This window comes from Daejeonella oryzae DSM 19973, from assembly GCF_000422945.1.
In the GTDB taxonomy this organism is placed as follows: Bacteria; Bacteroidota; Bacteroidia; order Sphingobacteriales; family Sphingobacteriaceae; genus Daejeonella; species Daejeonella oryzae.
Genome location: NZ_AUHA01000002.1, coordinates 699,393 through 718,630, shown reverse-complemented (window position 1 = coordinate 718,630; position 19,238 = coordinate 699,393). Strand labels below are relative to the sequence as shown.

Genomic DNA, 19,238 nt, shown 5'->3' with positions numbered 1-19,238 from the left:
CTAAATCAATTAATCATGGAAAATAATAACAATAAATTGACTTCTTCATCGGGAATTCCTTATTCCGATAATGAGAATTCAATGAGTGTCGGCCCACGCGGTCCAATTCTTTTACAGGATTTCATTCTTCACGAAAAAATGGCTCATTTTAACCGTGAACGAATTCCCGAACGAGTAGTTCATGCAAAAGGTTCTGGTGCATACGGTACTTTTACAGTAACAAATGATATAAGTCAGTACACCCGTGCAAAAGTTTTTAATCAGGTTGGAAAGCAAACCCGGATGTTTCTTAGGTTTTCTACTGTGGGAGGAGAAAGAGGCTCGGCAGATACGGAAAGGGATCCACGGGGATTTGCTATGAAATTTTATACAGAAGATGGAAATTGGGATTTAGTAGGTAATAATACCCCTGTTTTCTTTGTGAAAGATCCGAAAAAGTTTGGCGATTTTATTCACACGCAAAAGCGGGATCCTCATACCAACTGTAAAAGCCCCACAATGATGTGGGATTTCTGGTCTTTAAATCCGGAAAGCCTGCATCAGGTTTTGATTTTAATGTCAGACCGCGGAACCCCTTTTGGATACAGGCACATGCACGGTTTCGGAAGTCATACTTTTTCTATGATTAATGCAGATAATCAACGGACATGGGTTAAATTTCATTTCATAACTCAACAAGGAATTCAAAATTTTAACAATGAAGAAGCCGGCTTAAAAAAGGGTGAAGATCCGGATTGGGCTCAGCGTGATCTTGTGGAAGCCATAGAGAGAAATGATTTCCCGAAATGGACAATGAAGATCCAGGTTATGTCTGAAGAAGAAGCAAAAACCTATCGATGGAATCCTTTTGATCTCACAAAAGTTTGGCCGCATGCTGATTTTCCACTTATAGATGTTGGTGTTATTGAATTAAATGAAAATCCGGATAATTATTTTGCGCATGTAGAACAGGCGGCTTTTGCTCCCGCACATGTTGTAGACGGAATCAGTTATTCTCCTGATAAAATGTTGCAGGGTCGTATTCTTTCTTATCCTGATGCTCAAAGATACCGGCTAGGTGGGAATTATGAGCATATTCCTGTGAACAGGTGTCCATACTTTGTGATTAATTATCAGAGAGACGGTGCTATGAGGACAGATGGAAATGGTGGGGCCAGTCCTAATTATTTTCCTAATAGTTTCGATAATATTATTGCAGATGGATCATATAAAGAACCTGCATGGCAACTGGATGATTCTTTAGCTGATCATTACGATAGAAATTCTCCCGGCGAAGACGATCACTACACACAGCCCGGAAATTTATTCCGGTTAATGGATACTGAAGCCAAAAAGAATACTATTCACAATATAGTGCAAGCTATGAAAGGAGTTTCCGGTCCTAAGAAAGATGAGATTTTAAACAGGCAATTATGTCATTGGTTTAGAGCCGACTTAAGCCTTGGTATGGGTATAGCCAACGGTTTAGGGTTGAATATTGAAGAATTATCATCATCTATGCCTCAGCACCAATATTAAAAAAATAAAAAAGGGGCAGCTCATTTTTGAGCTACCCCTTTTTTTATAATGAAATTGATTTATTCTACAGTAACAGATTTGGCCAGATTACGCGGCTGATCTACATTACATCCCCTCATAACTGCAATATGGTAGGATAATAACTGCAATGGAATTGTTGCTAATAATGGAAGAAACATTTCATCAGCTTCCGGAATTTCAATTGTATAATCAGCCATTTGCGTAACTTCAGTATCACCTTCAGTTACAATAGCTATTACAATTCCTTTTCTTGCTTTTACTTCCTGTATATTGCTAATTACTTTTTCGTAAGAAGAATTTTGAGTAGCTATAACAACTACCGGCATCTCTTCATCAATTAACGCAATAGGTCCGTGTTTCATTTCTGCAGCAGGATATCCTTCCGCATGGATGTAAGATATTTCTTTTAGTTTAAGAGCGCCTTCTAAAGCTACAGGGAAGCCACTGCCACGACCCAGGAAAAGAAAGTTTCTGGAATCTTTAAATTTCTCGGCAATTTCCTGAATGTGCTCATTAGATAACAAGCATTTCTCAATCAGATTAGGAATATTATCTAACTCGGTTAATAAATGAACCAGTTTAGATTGAGTGATAGTTCCTCTTTGTTGCGCCATATAAATAGCCATCAAAGTTAAAACGGTTACCTGAGCTGTAAATGCTTTGGTTGAAGCAACTCCTATTTCCGGCCCGGCGTGAGTGTAAACTCCGGCATGACTTGCACGTGGAATGGAAGCCCCAACCACATTACAAACTCCAAATATAGTAGCACCTTTTTGCTTGGCAATTTCTATTGCAGCCATTGTATCCGCTGTTTCTCCGGATTGAGAAATGGCGATAACAATATCCTTCTCAGAAATAATTGGATTTCTGTACCTGAATTCAGAAGCATATTCAACTTCTACAGGAATTCGTGCACATTCTTCTATCAGATATTCTGCTACAAGACCTGCATGCCATGAAGTACCGCATGCAACAATTACAATGCGATCAATATTTTTTAGTTTTTCAGCATATTCTTTAATACCACCCAGTTGAACTTGTCCTTCAGATGGGTAAATACGGCCACGCATGCAATCTTTAATAGATCGGGGCTGCTCGTAAATCTCTTTAAGCATAAAGTGATCGTAGCCGCCTTTTTCAAGCATTTCCAATTTTAATTCAAGTTCCTGGATATAGGGAGTCTGAACGATGTTATCGATACTTTTAATTAATAACTCATCTCTCTTTATATAAGCGATTTCATTATCATTAAGGTAAATAACATTTTTTGTATATTCAATAATAGGTGATGCATCTGATGCGACAAAATATTCATTTTTGCCTACGCCTAAAACCATTGGACTGCCTTTTCTGGCTGCAATTAACTGATCGGGTTCATCTTTGCTCATTATAACAATAGCATAAGCGCCGATAACTTCGTTTAAGGCTATTCTTACTGCTTCGCGAAGATCAACACTAGTTTGCTCTTGAATATCCTGAATTAAATGAATTAACACTTCAGTATCTGTATCACTTTTGAAAGTGTGACCTCTGGAGATTAATGTTTCTTTTAATGAGGAATAATTTTCAATTATACCATTATGGATAATTGCCAGATTATCATCTCCGGAAGTATGAGGATGAGAATTCCTATCTGATGGAGCACCATGTGTGGCCCATCTTGTATGTCCCATTCCCATATGACCACCAAGATTTACACCCTGGGTAAAATCTTCTAATTCGCTAACCTTCCCTGCTTTTTTATAAATATTTAAGCCGCCGTTCATTAAGGCAACTCCTGCGCTGTCATAGCCACGATACTCTAAGCGATGTAAGCCTTTAATTATTATAGGCCAGGCTTCGCGATAGCCTATATAACCAACAATTCCACACATAAATTTTAACTGATAATAAATAAATGAAAACTAATCTACATAATATGTAGACTAGTTTAAAATAGAAACTTAAGAGAATTGTTTTAATTCACTTTAGTGTATAGAATATTTAACTTCATTTTGTTGGGAGTAGAACTTTGACCAGAGCCAATTACTACCCGGGCTGCAGTAGACCCTGCAGGAAAAATACCATTTAAGCGAGTAGAATTATTATCTACTGCGGCGATATAAGTATCATATTGTTTTAATTTTCCATTGATTAAATCCTGAACATACGCGGTTACTACAAATTTATATCTTTTGAGTGAACTGTTATAGAATCCTCCAAAGTCAGTATCAGATAATGCACGTGCATCTCTGTCGCTTACATCAGGGATAAGTACACGTTGCTCAGCAATGTCTGTACTGTATAAAAATAATCGTGGTGCAGGCTCAAATATTCCAAAATTACCTTCAACTGTAACTACAAGTTCTGCTTTATTCACTACAATATTACCCAACTCTTTAAGCTTTGTAATGAACGGAAAATTTAGTTTGGTCTTTACTCCGGCCATTGGCTGAATAAAATTGTAATTATATGAGGTTAAAGGGTTATTTAACTGAGTTTGAACTTCAGTACCCCTATAATCGTGAACGAATGTGCCTGCAATTGGTCCTGCCGAATTTTGTATTGCAAAAGAAGTAACTGTAGTATCTGTTGCTGTTCCGTTTTTGCTTTTGTAGTACAGCTCTAACTTGCTTCCGTTGGTTCCAAGATCCAGAAAGGCAATGCCTCCAACGCCCGCTGTTGCGGATTTATTAACTGTAAGATAGAGACCTTTTACAAAATTATTAAATACAGTGTTATCTTTAAAAGATTCAGGATTACCATTTAAGAAATTATCGCTGATATAAGACGAGCTTATTGGGATTCTTAATTGCGGAGCCTGCTTTTTTTTAATATCAGGTTTCCCTGTTACTATCTCGGTAATTTCCACACTATCCTTTATATTAACTTTTGAAGTTTTACTTCCAATAATATCGGGATTGTAAGTATGTAAAGCTGTGTTAAGGAAATTGCTGGATGATGTTAATCTATCCGTTAATGTATAAACTTCAAACTTGTGCAATGCATTTGGATCTCCAAAATACTCATCAGAATATTTTAAAACTAATACAGCCGAATCCAGAACAGGAGTAGTTCCGAATGTTAAAGGAGAAGTAGGCAAATTTAAAGATGCCGCAATACTTGAAGTAGTTGGGCCAAAAATAGGATCATCTAAATTTCCGATTGGAAAATCTGACATTGAATTGGTTATAATCGAATCTTCTTTCACTGTAAAAGATCTGATTGAAACCGTATCTATTAGATTGCCGGTAATTGCATCTGATGGATCTACATCTAAGCCAATACTATCCGGATTTTCGCAGGCTGATAAAATGAAAAGACTTATCAACAATGTCAATAAGTCTAGTTTATATAATTTCATATGTGTACTCTACTTTAAGCTACAGAAACGAGTTCTTCTATTGCAAATTCTTCGTAAAGGTTAGAATAATTTTCGAAATCAGAAGTTGAATTGAAGTCTAAGGTAGGTTTACCTGCTTTTTTAACAAACTTTAACACTTCTGCGTTTATTGTATCACTGGCAAATACAACAGCATCAGAATAAGTAATAGCTCCGTTATTTAAAGCTGTAATATCTGAAGCTTTATAGGCATCCATGTCGGTAGATTTCATACCGCTCATTAAAGATTTCTCTATAAACTTATCACTTAGTTTTTCGGTAAAGCTATCTTCGTAAACAGAATATATAACCTTAGCGTTTTTAAAAGTAGGATCGTCCTTGTATAAAGTTTTTAAATAAGCCGGAACAAGAGAACTCATCCATCCGTGACAATGAACCACGTCAGGAGACCATCCTAGCTTTTTAACAGTTTCTAAAGCGCCTTTGCAAAAGAAAATTGCTCTTTCATCATTATCAGCATAAAATTTGTTCTCTTTATCTCTGAAAACATATTTACGTTGAAAGTATTCTTCATTATCCAGAAAATAAACCTGCATTCTTGCCGCCGGAATGGAAGCCACTTTGATAATCAGCGGGTTGTCATTATCTTCAATAATAATATTCATTCCTGACAATCGGATTACTTCATGTAACCGATTACGTCTTTCATTGATATTCCCGAAACGGGGCATTAAAATACGGATTTCAAAACCCTTATCCTGCATTGCCTGGGGAAGTTGACGTGTAATTTCAGAAATTTTGGTTAGTTCCAGGAAAGGCGACATCTCATGGGTAATATACAGAAGCTTCGTTTTTGCCATCTCCGATTAGATTTAATTTAATTTTTGGAAAAGTATTTGGAAGCGCAAATATAAGCATATAATATGAAATATCAACGATTTATGAAACTTGTTTTGGTGAATATTAAGTATTTCCCCATTTTTGACGGTTAATTAACGAACTACCAAATTGAAAATTTTCCATACCCGTTCAGGTCTTTCTACATATTTAAATTCGAAAAAAACTTCAAATTTTTCGGTGGGATTGGTGCCTACCATGGGTGCTTTACATAACGGCCATTTATCATTAATTGAAATTGCGGCTAACCAAACGGATCTGGTAGTTTGCAGTATTTTCGTAAACCCCACTCAATTTACTGATTCAAAAGATCTGGATAATTATCCCCGGCCAATTGAAAATGATATTGCCAAGCTGGAAGCTGCCCATTGCGACGTACTATTTTTACCATCGGTTTCTGAGATGTATCATAAAACAGAGCAATGGCATATTGATTTGGGCGATTTGGATAAACGGCTGGAAGGTAAAATAAGACCAGGCCACTATCAGGGTGTAACCCAGATTGTGAATAAACTTTTTACTACTGTAAATCCGGACAAAGCATTTTTTGGGCAAAAAGATTATCAGCAATTTTTAGTTATTAAAAAGATGGTCGATCAGCTTAAATTAGACGTTGAGTTGATTATGTGTCCGATAATTCGGGAGCAGGATGGGCTGGCGATGAGTTCCCGTAATATTCATTTATCCCCTAAAGAGCATGCTGATGCACTTATTTTAAACCAGGTACTAAAATTTCTGGAAGAGAATTTTAAAACTCAAAACTTAATAAATCTGGAAAAAGAAGCCACTAAAATTTTAGAATCATCAGAAGGAATTGAACTGGAATATTTAGAAATCTGCAATGCAGATAATTTAGAGCCGGTTAATTCTGAAGATTACCCGAGTTTAGTTGCATTAGTTGCAGCCAAAGTAGGTCGTACCCGTTTGATAGACAACACTATATTAAGGTAAAATTGTAAAATTTGGCCATTTACGGGCATATGGAAAGTTTTATTAATTTTGCATCATGATAATTGAGATTTTAAAATCCAAAATCCACAGAGCTAAAGTTACCCAGGCAGAATTAAACTACGTTGGAAGTATTACAATTGATGAGAATTTATTGGATGCGGCTAATATTATTGCGAATGAGAAAGTTCAGATTGTAAATAATAATAACGGTGCAAGATTTGAAACTTACGTAATTAAGGGCGAGAGAGGATCCGGAATAATTTGTTTGAATGGAGCTACAGCACGTTTAGCGCAAGTTGGAGACATTGTTATTATCATGTCATATGCTCATATGGACTTTGAAGAGGCCAAAGCATATAATCCTCTATTGGTTTTTCCAGACGATCATAACAGGCTTTTGCATTAATACTTAGTGTCTAAATAATGACTAAACTGGAAATTCTGCAACGGAAAATAGTAAGTGTCCAGGAACTACTTCCTTTGCTTCATATCTGGAAGTTTAAGGGGAATAAAGTTGTTTTTACCAATGGGTGTTTCGATCTTCTTCACCGCGGCCATATTGACTACCTGTCTAAAGCTGCAGATCTGGGGGACAGATTAATAGTTGGCTTAAATACAGATTTGTCAACTAATAATTTAAAGGGAGAAGGCCGCCCAATAACCGATGAATTATCTCGTGCTACCCTATTAGCATCCTTGTTTTTTGTAGAAGCAGTCGTTCTTTTTGATGAACCAACTCCTTTAGATCTTATTAAGATTATAAATCCCGAAGTTTTAGTAAAAGGCGCAGATTATTCTATAAATCAAATAATAGGTGCTGATTATATTCATGAAAATGGAGGGAGAGTAGAAACAATTGAATTTCTACCGGGCTATTCAACATCATTAATTGAGCAAAAAATTAAAGGATTATAAGATTTAGTTTATCACCCTTATTTGATAATCCGGCTTCATCAACTGATATTTCTCAAATTAAAGAATTCCCTTAAATCACTTCCTTACTCTATATTCTCTGCAATCGTTAATATTTCGTAACTGAAGCGTAAAATCCTTAAAGCAGGGTAAAACATTCATTTTAAATCCTATTTTTGGACAAAGTTAACCTTGATTTTTATATGTATTTCGAACTATCAGAAGAGCAGGTAATGATTCAACAAGCAGCAAGAGATTTTGCGCAGAATGAATTAAAGCCCGGAGTAATTGAGCGTGATGAACATCAGAAATTTCCCCATGAGCAAATAAAAAAGCTAGGCGAATTAGGCTTTTTGGGAATGATGGTTGATCCTAAGTATAATGGTTCCGGCCTTGACGCTGTTTCATACGTTCTGGTAATGGAAGAACTTTCTAAAATAGATGCTTCGGCTTCTGTCGTAGTTTCTGTGAATAACTCACTGGTTTGTTATGGATTAGAAAATTATGGTAATGATTTTCAAAAGGAAAAATATTTAAAGCCATTAGCTTCAGGCGAGAAAATTGGCGCTTTCTGCTTGTCAGAGCCCGAAGCCGGATCTGATGCTACTTCGCAAAAAACTTCTGCCATTGATATGGGAGATTATTATTTGCTAAATGGGGTAAAAAATTGGATTACCAATGGAAGTACTGCATCAACCTATCTGGTAATTGCACAAACGGATACTTCAAAACGCCACCGTGGTATCAATGCACTGATTGTTGAAAAAGGCATGGAAGGATTTACTGTTGGCGCCAAAGAAAATAAATTAGGCATCAGAGGTTCAGATACGTGTTCTCTGATGTTTACAGATGTAAAAGTTCCTAAGGAAAACCGCATTGGCGAAGAAGGCTTTGGCTTTAAGTTCGCCATGAAGACTTTGGAAGGTGGCCGCATTGGAATTGCTGCCCAGGCTTTAGGAATTGCTTCCGGAGCTTATGAACTTGCTTTGAATTATTCTAAGGAGCGTAAAGCATTCGGAAAAACTATTTCAGAACACCAGGCCATCCAATTTAAATTAGCCGATATGGCTACAGAAATTGAAGCCGCCAGAATGTTATGCTTAAAGGCTGCCTGGTTAAAAGATCAGGGATTGCCTTATGCTCAGGCAAGCTCAATGGCAAAATTATATGCTTCACAAGTAGCCATGAAAACTACTGTAGAAGCCGTGCAGATTCATGGTGGTTACGGATTTGTAAAAGAATATCATGTTGAACGATTAATGCGTGATGCAAAAATTACGCAAATTTATGAAGGTACATCTGAAATACAGCGGATTGTAATCGCAAGAGAAGTATTAAGTCAATAATTATACAGGCCCATGAAAAGGATTTTTCCCATTTTAATAATTTCTTTTGCTATTTTTTCAATGTCTGCATGTACCAATCAAAAGGCAGATTTAAAAAATGGTGTTTGGCGTGCTACTCTTAAGACTGCATTAGGGGCAGAAATTCCATTCAATTTTGAAGTTCTAGATTCGGCAGGGAAAAAGCATTTTGACATTATAAATGGTAAAGAAAGATTCAGAGTCGATGAAGTGACAATTAAAGAAGATTCAGTTTATATTCAAATGCCGCTGTTTGACTCGGAAATAAAAGCTGTATTTGAGGGGAATAATTTAGTTGGGAAATGGATAAAACATCTGGCAACAGAAGATGTGGCAATGATTTTTAAGGCACAGCCGGATGAATCATGGAGATTTTTTAAAACCAATGTAACTACAGAAAAAAATATTTCTGGTCGCTGGTCAGCTTCTTTTATCAGTACAGATAAAAAAGATACTACAGTTGCTGTGGGAGAATTTCAGCAAAATAGTAACAAACTCACCGGAACATTTTTAACAAGTACTGGTGATTACAGGTTTTTGGAAGGAACCGTTTCTGATAATAAACTTTATCTTTCATGTTTTGATGGCTCAAACGCTTATCTGTTTACTGCAAAATTGCAAAATGACAGCACGCTTGTGGAGGGAACATTTTATTCCGGATTTTCTTCAGTGGAAAAATGGTCTGCTAAAAGAGATGAGCATGCCCTTTTACCTGATGCTTATTCTCTAACTGCTTTAAAAGCCGGGTCTTCTTCGATTGATTTTAACTTTCCGGATCTGAATGGCAAAAAGGTTTCACTCTCTGATAACAAATTCAAGGACAAAGTTGTTATAGTTCAGTTCTTCGGATCATGGTGTCCTAATTGCATGGATGAAACAGCATATTTAGCTCCCTTTTATAAAAAATATCAAGATAAAGGAGTAGAAATTGTTGGATTGGCATATGAGAGATCTACAGATTTTAACGTGGCGAAAAAAAATGTAGAAAGATTGAAAAATAGATTTGATGTAACCTATGATCTGTTAATTACCGGATACAGCAATGATAAAATCGAAGTAGCTAAAAGTTTGCCCATGCTAAATAATTTTGTTGCTTTTCCTACAGTTATGATTATCGGAAAAGATGGTAAAGTGAGAAAGATTCATACAGGCTTTGCCGGTCCCGGAACTGGAAATTATTATACTGAATTTGTAAGTGAGTTTGAAGAAACCATTAAAACTCTGATTGCAGAAAATAATTAGTTATGAAATTGAAATATTGCATTTGCTGTCCAATAGTGGCAGCATTTTTTTTAGCAGCTTGTTCTTCAATCCAAAAAACAACTCTTGATCCGGTGGTAGTAACCGAAAACGCATCAGGTGTAAACTACCGCGGAAGTTATCCGCTATTAACCGATATAGAACACACAAAGCTAGATGTGAGTTTTAACTGGGATAGCGCATATGTAATTGGTAAAGCCACCATCACAGCCAGACCTTATTTTTATCCTTCTGATCATGTAATTTTAGATGCTAACGGTTTTCGTTTAAATAGTATTTCGCTGGTTACCCAGGATGAAAAAAAACCATTAAGATATACTTATAACGGCAAGAAAATCGATATACAGTTAGATAAAATTTACAAACGCGACCAAAAATTTGTACTCTATATTGAATATGTCGCTATGCCCGAAAAGTTAAAAGCGGGAGAGGATATTGCCTCAGCCGGGGATAGAGGTATTTATTTTATCAATAAAGACGGTAAAGATAAAACCAAGCCCCGTCAAATCTGGACTCAGGGTGAAACAGAATGTAATTCAACCTGGTTTCCTACCATTAACGGACCACAGGAGAAAATGACCCAGGACGTAAATATTACCGTGCCGAATGAATACGTGACCTTATCTAACGGAACTTTAGAATATTCCAGTTTAAATGGAAATGGAACACGTACGGATAGCTGGAGGCAAGAACAGCCGCATTCTACTTATTTAACTATGCTTGCGGTGGGTAATTTTGCAATAACCAAAGATACCTGGAGGGATAAGGAAGTTAACTATTATACCGAGCCCGAGTTTGCCCCGACCGCCAAACTTGTGTTTGGCAAAACTCCGGAAATGATGGAGTTCTTTTCTGAAAAATTAGGTGTAGAATACCCCTGGGATAAATATTCTCAGATAGTAGTTCGTGATTTTGTGAGCGGAGCTATGGAGAATACGTCTGCATCAGTCTTTTTTGAAAAAATGAATATGACTGCCGGCGAATATCTTGATGAAAATCATGAAGACATAATCTCACATGAACTATTTCACCAATGGTTTGGAGATCTGGTAACCGCCGAATCATGGGCAAATCTTCCGCTAAATGAATCCTTTGCTACCTATGGTGAGTATTTATGGGATGAATATAAATACGGACGTGAAACGGCAGATGTTAAAGGTTTGGAGGATATGATGGCTTATTTGGCAGGCTCGCGAAAAAAACAGGTAGATCTCATCCGTTTTGATTATTCAGATCGTGAACAAATGTTTGATGAAGTGAGCTATCAAAAGGGTGGGAGAATTTTACACATGCTTCGCAAAGTAGTTGGAGACGAAGCATTTTTTAAATCTCTTAATTTATACTTAACAAGCAATAAATTTCAAACTGCCGAAGTGCACGATCTTCGATTGGCATTTGAAAAGATCAGCGGTCAGGATTTAAGCTGGTTTTTTAATCAATGGTTTCTTGCATCTGGTCATCCGGTATTAAATATCCAAACCAGTTATGATCAGGTTAACAAGCAGGCTATAATTACTATTCAGCAAAAACAGGATTTTGAACAAACACCTTTATATCGTCTTCCAATTTCAATTGACATTTATTCTGAGAATAATACAGAGCGAAAAGAAATAGTTTTAACAAAACAAAATCAAACGTTTAATTTCCCGTATTCATCTGCTCCAAAGCTAATCAATGTAGATGCTGAAAAATACTTACTGGCCGAAAAATCAGAAATAAAGACACTCCAGGAATATGTTTTTCAGTATCTCCATGCGCCATTATTCATGGACAGGTTTGAAGCTATATTGAAGCTTGAAAATATGAAAAAAGAAGTATTGGCAAGACAAACCATTATAAAAGCTCTTAATGATAAAAATTATGTGTTAAGGCAATTGGCTGTAGAATTTGTAAATGAATTGGAACCGGCTGAAAAAGCAGGAGTTTATCAGCAAATAAAAACCATGGCTGTTAAGGATGAGGTTTCTCATGTACGTGCTTCAGCGGTAAAAATTCTGGCAAAGGCGTTTACGGCAGAAAACAATGAGGATGTGTTTAAATTAACAGCGCAAGATAAAGCCCCAAGTGTAGTGAAAGCTACAAATGAGGCTCATCAATAATTAAATGCAAATTTTTTAGGCTCTATCTTTAGAAAATGCTCCAAACAGCATTTTAATAAGAGCAAGCACTATTGCAAAAATCATAGCAGAGAAAAATCCGTTCGTATTGAAGCTGGACATCAGACTGTCTACTAATAAAACCATTAATACGGTTATTATAAATGACATCAGCCCCAGCGTAAGAAAGTTAATTGGAAATGTTAACAGTCTCAATATGGTTCCAATAGTGGCGTTTGCCAATGCTATAAGAACACCGGCGATAAGTGCGCTCCAGAAATTTGCAACGTCCACTCCGGGAAGGAGATATGCTGCAATTGCAACCGCGGCGCCCATTAATAAAATCTCGATAATTAGTCTCATAATTGATTTGGTTTGATTAGGATTATAAAATTGCTTAACCATGAAGGTGGAAAATCTGTTTTACATTATTTTATTTATTTTCTTGTCATTAAACGGTTGTCTACCTTCTGAAACAGCTGATGATAACTCAACCTTATTGGTTATCAAGCTTTCGCAGGATAGTTCATCGGTAGAATTACATGGAATTCCGGCAGATGTACTGGCAGATTTTAAGGCTGATTCTCTGACTGAAAAAGAGTGGAACAGCTTTTTTGCAGTTTATTTGGAGCCCGCTAATCCTGAACTTCGCGAAATCCAGCGCCCCTTAAAAGGAACGTATCAGGTTATAGGCTCCATGGTAAGTTTTACGCCTCTGGAATTTTTTCAGAAAAAGCATTCCTATTTTGTACACTGTTATGCCCGTAAACTGTTTGTTGAACCTGCAGATATTATAAAAAGCGGGAAACTTCCTTCAAAAAACTCGGTACAAGAAGTAGTGTTTGATTTTTAGCTGTCGGCTTAAAGAATCAACTTCTATCCCGTAAGTTTCAAGCTTGCATAATGGTTAATTATGAGTGAGTTATAAATGTAACCGGTGGAAGGAATGTAGTGAATTTTGAAAAGAGCACTTTGTCGCTAAAAGAATTTATCTATATTTGCAATAATCTAAGGAGAGTCCCGCTAATACCGGGGCTCTTTTTTTTACCTGCCGGTTTTATTCCGGAATATTAAATAGTGATGGATATAGAAAAACGGGTAATTGAGTTAGTAGAAGAAAAAATTGCCGACCGCCCTGACTTGTTTATTGTAGACGTAAAAATGCATGCGAGCGGACTTTTGACTATTTTAATAGATGGTGATCAGGGTGTTGGAATACAGGATTGTGCCGGAATAAGCCGGCATGTTGGTTTTTATCTCGAAGAAGAGAATGTAATTGAGCTGGCCTATCATCTGGAGGTTTCATCTCCCGGTTTAGATGCGCCGTTTAAATCTATTCGTCAGTACAGTAAAAACATAGGCAGATCAGTAACTGTTAAACTAACAGATAATAACAGCAAAGAAGCCAAATTACTACAGGTTGAAGAAAGTGGGATAACTGTAGAAGAAAATATAAAAGAAAAAGGGAAGAAGGCACAACTGGTCAATAATTTTATCCCGTTTGACCAAATAGCTGAAACTAAGGTGTTAATTTCATTCAAGTAGAACAGATGAGCAATATAAATTTAATTGATTCATTCCAGGAGTTTAAGGACTTTAAAAATATTGACCGCCCAACGGTAATTAGTGTTTTGGAAGAAGTGTTCCGTAGTATGCTGCGTAAGCGTTACGGTACTGATGAAAATTGCGATGTAATCGTAAATCCGGATAATGGAGATTTAGAAATCTGGCGTACACGTACAGTAATGGAAGACGGTTTTTCTGAGGATGATGATCTGGAGATAGAACTGGCCGAAGTGAAAAAGATTGATCCTGAATTAGAAGTAGGTGATGATTTTATTGAACAGATAACTTTAGAAAGCTTTGGTCGCCGTGCAATTTTAGCTGCTCGTCAAACACTTGTTTCTAAAGTTCTGGAATTAGAGAAAGACGAAATTTATAAAAAATATAAAGATCGCGTAGGCGAGATTGTTACCGGTGAAGTATACCAGGTTTGGAAAAAAGAAACCCTGGTTTTAGATGATGAAGGCAATGAGCTTCTCTTGCCAAAAACGGAGCAAATTCCTGCAGATTATTTCAAAAAAGGAGATTCTGTAAGAGCAATCATCGAGAAAGTGGAAATGGTTAACAATAATCCTAAAATTATTATTAGCCGTACAGCTCCTGAGTTTTTACAGCGGTTGTTTGAAATGGAAGTTCCTGAAATCTTTGATGGTTTGATTACCATTAAAAAGATTGTACGTGAACCTGGTGAAAGGGCAAAGGTTGCAGTCGAATCTTACGATGATCGTATCGATCCGGTTGGTGCCTGTGTGGGTATGAAAGGTTCCCGTATTCATGGAATTGTTAGAGAATTAAAAAATGAAAACATTGATGTTATAAATTATACCAATAACATTTCGTTATATATTCAAAGAGCCTTAAGTCCGGCAAAAATCACCACGATTAAATTAGATGATGAAGAAAAACGGGCTGCGGTTTATTTAAAACCAGATCAGGTTTCTTTAGCCATCGGACGCGGTGGTCACAATATCAAATTAGCCGGAAAATTAACCGGATATGAAATTGATGTTTATCGCGAAGCGCAGGAAGATGATGAGGATGTAGATATTGAAGAATTCTCTGATGAAATTGAAAGTTGGGTAATTGATGAGTTTAAGAAAATAGGTTTAGATACTGCAAAATCTATTTTAGAACTTTCAACAGACGAACTGGTTAAACGGACAGATCTTGAAGAAAATACAGTAAAAGATGTACTGGATATTTTAAGATCAGAATTTGAATAGGGTTACATTTTATAGGTTTTTAGAATTAAGTAAGTATGGTTATAGCAAAACCGAATTTTCAAAACGTATAACATGAGTTAAAATACGTAGTTTTGTAAAAAAATAAGCGAGGTTAAATATTAAATGTCAGAAGGTAAAAGCACAAATTTACTTAAAGCTGCAAAAGAGCTGAATATTGGATTATCCACAGCGGTTGAGTTTTTAGGAAAAAAAGGTCATCAGGTTGAAGCCCGACCTAATACTAAACTCACCGATGAGATGTATGATGTTCTTTTGAAAGAGTTTCAGGGTGATAAAATCGTTAAGGAAGAAGCCAAGCAAATTGTAATTGGTAAAATCCGTCGGGATGAAACACCAGTAGCTCCGGAGAGAATAGAATCACAGCGTTCTAAGGAATTTGAACAGGAAGAGATCCTGATTAAAAACGTAAATAGTTTCATTCCTCCTGCGGTAGAAAAGCCAAAGCCAGAAGTTTCTGAGCCTAAAGCAGAAGAACCTAAAGCAGTTGAAGGATCCTTGCCTGGTGTTAAGGTAGTTGGTATGATTAATTTAAATGATCTCAACCCTAAAACCCGCCCTGACAAAAAAGCTCCGGAAGCTGAAAAGCCGGTTGCTCCTGCTCCAGAAATTGTGAAAGTTGAGGAAATAAAAGTTTCTGAACCGGAAAAAATTATAGAGGCAAAGCCTGTTGAAGTTCCAAAACCAGCGGAAGTTCCCGAAGTAAAAAAGGAAGAAAAACCAGTTGTTGAAGAGAAAAAAGCTCTTGAGCCGATAGTTGAAATTAAAAAGGAAGAAGTTCCGGTTGCTATTCCTGAAAAGCCTAAGGCTCAGGAAGAAAAGCCTAAACCAGAAACACCTAAGCCCGAAGTTAAGGCTGAAGAAAAACCGGATGTTCCGGCTTCTTCTACCGGTGCGCCAGAATTATTCAGAACCAAAACAGATCGTTTAACAGGTCCGAATGTAATTGGTAAGATTGAATTACCAACTCAGCCTGCACGTCGCGGTCAGCCGGTTGCTTCATCTTCAAATGTTGCAGGCGGAGATCATAAACGCAAACGTAAACGTAAAGATCATCCAACAGGAGGCAATGCTCCTGGGGTTGCCGGCCAAGGTCCAAACAGACCGGCTGCACCAAATACACCCGGAAGTCCAAATCAGCCGCAAGCTGCACGTCAGCCATATCGGGGTAATGCCGGTCCAAACAACCGTGGCCCTCAAACAGGCGGCCCTGGTGCAAGACCTGATTTCAGGAATAAAGCAAGAACACCGGATGGTCCTAAAGCAGAGCCAACAGATAAAGAAATTCAGGATCAGATTAAAGCCACATTAGCTCGTTTAAGCGGTGCGGGTAAGTCTGGTAAATTTGCTCAGCGTGCAAAGTTTCGCCGTCAAAAGCGGGATGATGTTGCCCAAACTGCAGAAGATGCAGCAATGGAACGCGAGTTGCAATCAAAAATAATCAGGGTTACAGAGTTTGTTACAGCCAATGAACTGGCTAACATGCTTGATGTTCCCGTAACTCAGATCATCTCAACTTGCATGAGTTTGGGAATGTTCGTTTCTATTAATCAGCGACTGGATGCAGAAACTTTAACTATCGTTGCCGACGAGTTTGGCTACGAAGTTGAGTTTGTAAAACCGGAAGATGAAGAAATCGGTGTACTGGATGAAGTAGATTCAGAAGAAGATCTGATCACCCGTTCACCAATCGTTACCGTTATGGGTCACGTCGATCATGGTAAAACATCATTACTGGATTTTGTACGTAAAGCAAACGTAATTGCCGGTGAGGCAGGTGGTATTACTCAGCACATTGGTGCTTATGAAGTAAAACTCGAAAACGGAAGAAGTGTTACTTTTCTGGATACACCGGGTCACGAAGCATTTACTGCGATGCGTGCCAGGGGTGCTCAGGTAACCGATATTGCAATTATTGTAATTGCTGCGGATGATAGTGTAATGCCTCAAACTAAAGAAGCAATTAATCATGCTCAGGCTGCCGGCGTACCAATTGTATTTGCATTCAGTAAAATCGATAAACCGGGAGCCAATACAGATAAAATCCGCGAACAGTTATCAACCATGAATATTATGGTTGAAGAGTGGGGTGGTAAATTTCAAACTCAGGAAATTTCAGGTAAAACAGGTTTAGGAGTTGAAGCTTTATTAGAAAAAGTCTTGCTTGAAGCCGACATGTTAGATCTGAAGGCGAATCCTAATAAACGTGCCGTAGGTACAGTTATAGAATCAGCTCTGGATAAAGGCCGAGGAATTGTTACTACAGTATTAATTCAGGCAGGAACTTTAAAAGTTGGTGATCCTATTCTAGCAGGCTGTTTTAGCGGTAGGGTAAAAGCACTGCATAATGACCGCGGACAAAAAGTAAATGAGGCCGGACCATCTACACCGGTGCAGGTATTGGGTATGCAAGGTGCGCCAACCGCAGGAGATCGTTTTAACTCTCTCGAAAGTGAAGTTGAAGCACGTACTGTTGCTAATAAGCGTTTACAATTACAACGTGAGCAAGGACTTCGTACTCAGAAACATATCACTCTGGATGAAATCGGTCGTCGTTTGGCTATCGGAAACTTTAAAGAACTTAATATCATTGTTAAAGGTGATGTGGATGGTTCAATTGAAGCATTATCCGATTCATTATTAAAACTTTCTACTGAACAAATTCAGGTTAATATTATTCATAAGTCGGTAGGTCAGATTTCAGAATCTGATGTATTATTAGCTTCTGCATCAGATGCGATTATTATCGGTTTCCAGGTTCGTCCTTCGGGAGGTGCCCGTAAACTAGCCGAGCAGGAACAAATTGATATACGTTTATATTCTATTATTTACGATGCGATCAATGAAGTGAAAGCTGCAATGGAAGGTATGCTTGCTCCTGAATTCGTAGAAAAAATTACATCGAACGTAGAAATTCGCGAAGTATTCAAAATAACCAAAGTTGGAACTATTGCTGGCTGTATGGTTCTGGATGGTAAGATCACAAGAAACAGTAAAATCCGTATTATACGTGATGGTGTTGTTGTTTTTGCCGGCGAACTTGCTTCTTTAAAACGATTTAAAGATGACGTTAAGGAAGTTACTAAAGGCTATGAATGTGGATTGAATATTCACAACTTTAATAATATTGAAGTTGGAGATATTGTTGAATCATACGAACAGGTAGAAGTAAAAGCTAAATTGTAAGTTTTATAAATATTAATATATAAAGCGATCTCCGGATCGCTTTTTTTGTTTGTAATTTCACGACTCCTCAGTTGTTAAATTTTAATTGAAAAAAAGTGGGTCTTGTAAAATCATATAAACGATTGGTCAACAAATTAGCCAGTAATAAATATAAAGGTAGAAATATTGAACTTGAGTTAGAGAGAATCAGGTTGTTGGATAGATTTACTGTTGGAACCGCTCAGGTTTTTGATAGGCCCTTTAAATTTCATGATGCTGCAAGCTTTATAGCCACATTTGATGAGCTGTTTAGAGATCAGATTTACCTTTTCGAGCCCTCAAAAAATTCTAATATAATTCTTGATTGCGGAGCTAATATGGGACTAAGTGTTTTATATTTTGCCCAAAATTATCCAAAGCATCAGATAATTGCCTTTGAACCCGAAGAGCATATTTTTAATATCCTCCAGGAAAATGTCAATACATTTCAATTGAAAAATGTCACATTACATAATAAGGCAGTGTGGACAAAATCAGAAACCTTGGAATTTTATTCAGACGGAGGAATGGGAGGCCGCGTAAATCAGCAATACGCACAGCAAAAACCCGTCAGGATTGACGCGGTGCCTTTATTGGATTTTATTACAGAGGATGTTGATTTTTTAAAAATGGATATAGAAGGTGCTGAAGATGAAGTTCTAAAATACTGCAGTTCTGAGCTCCACAAAATCAACAATATATTTTTTGAGTATCATAATAACTTTCAAAAGAAGCAAACTCTGCATGAATTACTCGCCTTAATTCAGCAGCAAGGCTTTACATATTATATAAAGGAATCGGCAAAGCGAAAGCGTCCGTTTGAAGATCAAAAATTAATTTGTGAAACGTTTGATATGGCACTTAATGTATTTTGTTATAAATCTTAAAT

At 37.1% G+C, this 19,238-nt stretch carries 16 protein-coding genes; 12 read left to right on the top strand and 4 right to left on the bottom strand.

Annotation, left to right across the window (positions count from 1 at the left end; all coding sequences use genetic code 11):
• Positions 1 to 15 precede the first annotated feature (15 nt).
• Entirely contained in the window at positions 16 to 1,518 is a 1,503-nt protein-coding gene (locus G521_RS0103480; RefSeq protein ID WP_026897284.1) for a catalase, read from the top strand.
• A gap of 59 nt (positions 1,519 to 1,577) precedes the next feature.
• On the opposite strand, the gene glmS is transcribed toward G521_RS0103480, so the two are convergent.
• The 3 genes from glmS to G521_RS0103465 all read right to left on the bottom strand — a co-directional run bounded on the left by glmS (position 1,578) and on the right by G521_RS0103465 (position 5,721).
• Entirely contained in the window at positions 1,578 to 3,413 is a 1,836-nt protein-coding gene (glmS, locus tag G521_RS0103475) for a glutamine--fructose-6-phosphate transaminase (isomerizing) (RefSeq protein WP_026897283.1), read from the bottom strand.
• Between the two features lie 83 nt (positions 3,414 to 3,496).
• Positions 3,497 to 4,882: a DUF4270 domain-containing protein gene (locus G521_RS0103470; protein WP_081675012.1), complete on the bottom strand. Its 1,386-nt coding sequence runs from the start codon at positions 4,880 to 4,882 to the stop codon at positions 3,497 to 3,499.
• Between the two features lie 14 nt (positions 4,883 to 4,896).
• Positions 4,897 to 5,721, bottom strand: a complete 825-nt coding sequence (locus G521_RS0103465; RefSeq protein WP_026897281.1) for a glycogen/starch synthase — start codon at positions 5,719 to 5,721, stop codon at positions 4,897 to 4,899.
• 148 nt (positions 5,722 to 5,869) lie between these two features.
• Here G521_RS0103465 and panC point away from each other — a divergent pair, with 148 nt between their 5' ends.
• The 6 genes from panC (at position 5,870) to G521_RS0103435 (ending at position 12,344) form a co-directional block, all read left to right on the top strand.
• Positions 5,870 to 6,709: a pantoate--beta-alanine ligase gene (gene panC / locus G521_RS0103460; RefSeq protein ID WP_026897280.1), complete on the top strand. Its 840-nt coding sequence runs from the start codon at positions 5,870 to 5,872 to the stop codon at positions 6,707 to 6,709.
• A 55-nt stretch (positions 6,710 to 6,764) separates the two neighbouring features.
• Complete coding sequence (gene panD, locus G521_RS0103455) at positions 6,765 to 7,115, top strand: aspartate 1-decarboxylase (RefSeq protein WP_026897279.1); 351 nt, start codon at positions 6,765 to 6,767, stop codon at positions 7,113 to 7,115.
• 17 nt (positions 7,116 to 7,132) lie between these two features.
• Positions 7,133 to 7,624, top strand: coding sequence for an adenylyltransferase/cytidyltransferase family protein (locus tag G521_RS0103450; RefSeq protein WP_026897278.1), 492 nt, complete (start codon positions 7,133 to 7,135; stop codon positions 7,622 to 7,624).
• A gap of 200 nt (positions 7,625 to 7,824) precedes the next feature.
• A complete protein-coding gene (locus G521_RS0103445; protein WP_026897277.1) occupies positions 7,825 to 8,967 on the top strand; it encodes an acyl-CoA dehydrogenase in 1,143 nt (380 codons plus the stop codon).
• 12 nt (positions 8,968 to 8,979) lie between these two features.
• Positions 8,980 to 10,227: a peroxiredoxin family protein gene (locus G521_RS0103440; protein WP_026897276.1), complete on the top strand. Its 1,248-nt coding sequence runs from the start codon at positions 8,980 to 8,982 to the stop codon at positions 10,225 to 10,227.
• A gap of 2 nt (positions 10,228 to 10,229) precedes the next feature.
• Positions 10,230 to 12,344 carry a M1 family metallopeptidase gene (locus G521_RS0103435; protein WP_026897275.1) on the top strand — a complete coding sequence of 705 codons (2,115 nt, stop codon included), beginning with the start codon at positions 10,230 to 10,232 and terminating at the stop codon, positions 12,342 to 12,344.
• A gap of 15 nt (positions 12,345 to 12,359) precedes the next feature.
• Here the strand turns inward: G521_RS0103435 and G521_RS0103430 are convergent, their stop codons facing one another.
• Positions 12,360 to 12,704, bottom strand: coding sequence for a phage holin family protein (locus G521_RS0103430; protein WP_026897274.1), 345 nt, complete (start codon positions 12,702 to 12,704; stop codon positions 12,360 to 12,362).
• Positions 12,705 to 12,744: 40 nt separating this feature from the next.
• On the opposite strand from G521_RS0103430, the gene G521_RS0103425 reads away from it, so the two are divergent.
• From G521_RS0103425 to G521_RS0103405, 5 genes are all read left to right on the top strand, one after another.
• Complete coding sequence (locus G521_RS0103425) at positions 12,745 to 13,194, top strand: hypothetical protein (protein WP_026897273.1); 450 nt, start codon at positions 12,745 to 12,747, stop codon at positions 13,192 to 13,194.
• Positions 13,195 to 13,421: 227 nt separating this feature from the next.
• Positions 13,422 to 13,886: a ribosome assembly cofactor RimP gene (rimP, locus tag G521_RS0103420; protein WP_026897272.1), complete on the top strand. Its 465-nt coding sequence runs from the start codon at positions 13,422 to 13,424 to the stop codon at positions 13,884 to 13,886.
• A gap of 5 nt (positions 13,887 to 13,891) precedes the next feature.
• Complete coding sequence (nusA, locus tag G521_RS0103415) at positions 13,892 to 15,127, top strand: transcription termination factor NusA (RefSeq protein WP_026897271.1); 1,236 nt, start codon at positions 13,892 to 13,894, stop codon at positions 15,125 to 15,127.
• Positions 15,128 to 15,250: 123 nt separating this feature from the next.
• A complete protein-coding gene (gene infB / locus G521_RS0103410; RefSeq protein WP_026897270.1) occupies positions 15,251 to 18,331 on the top strand; it encodes a translation initiation factor IF-2 in 3,081 nt (1,026 codons plus the stop codon).
• Between the two features lie 95 nt (positions 18,332 to 18,426).
• The gene (locus G521_RS0103405; RefSeq protein ID WP_051189422.1) at positions 18,427 to 19,236 is read left to right on the top strand and encodes an FkbM family methyltransferase; all 810 of its coding nucleotides are present in this window, start codon (positions 18,427 to 18,429) and stop codon (positions 19,234 to 19,236) included.
• Positions 19,237 to 19,238: the final 2 nt, after the last annotated feature.